Origin of the sequence: Hydrotalea sp. AMD (genome assembly GCF_004100315.1) — a bacterium.
GTDB classification, from domain to species: domain Bacteria; phylum Bacteroidota; class Bacteroidia; order Chitinophagales; family Chitinophagaceae; genus Hydrotalea; species Hydrotalea flava.
Genome location: NZ_SCKY01000105.1, coordinates 1 through 759, shown reverse-complemented (window position 1 = coordinate 759; position 759 = coordinate 1). Strand labels below are relative to the sequence as shown.

Here is a 759-nt window from a genome sequence, read left to right as displayed (position 1 = left end):
GCCCTTGCGAAATGCCCGTTGAGCTTGAATAGGTACTGTAGACAATTTGATCCCCACTACTTTTTAGTGGGGACTACTTTCTACAAATTTAACGCAGCCGGAAAGGCGGTACTGGCATGACGCTTACCTTGAAAGAGACTTGGCTTTTTTTTCAGACCAAATCTGCAACAGAAGTAATGACTGAAAAAGGAAGGTGAAGAATGGGCCGGCAGTCGACTACCAAACCAGAACCCAAAAATGCCTATGGGTATTTTGTATGCCCGAATCATGGGATTTCGCGCCACTTCAAGGCAACAACCGCAGGCGGACAGTCGTTGGATGATGCGGCAGTCGTATGGATGTGCGGCCTATGCGGATTTAGGCAACCACGGCCTGTTGGCGCCCAATCCTCCACCAAAAACGCCACGGCAAGTAAGAAGACCAAAAAAAGCGTGACGACTCAGTAGACAAACCCATCGTGGAACGAGATAGCCTGACCACTATGCCGACGGGCGTCAGTAACATTTCAGTGCCGTTGCGTTCATCAAGAAATAGTTATCTAACCCTTGGATTACCTGTTTTGAATCAAAGATCACCACGCTGTCAGCGCCTAAGTCGCTCGCCTTTTCTTTGGTTTGATCTACAGCGGATTGATAGTTGGCCCTGAAATATTTATACAGGCCGCATGAATACAGGCATTGTTGTTGAAATTGGCAATTAGGATTTGCAAGAAAGTGACTAAAATGGGGTTGTTTTCTTGCAAATTTCGGTGAGTTTTTT

The 759-nt window shown here is 46.5% G+C and carries 1 protein-coding gene; it reads right to left on the bottom strand.

Going from position 1 to position 759, the window contains the following annotated elements; translation table 11 throughout:
• Window positions 1-494: 494 nt before the first annotated feature.
• On the bottom strand, window positions 495-759 hold a 265-nt coding region (locus EO766_RS18310), incomplete at its 5' end, for a hypothetical protein (protein WP_287101826.1).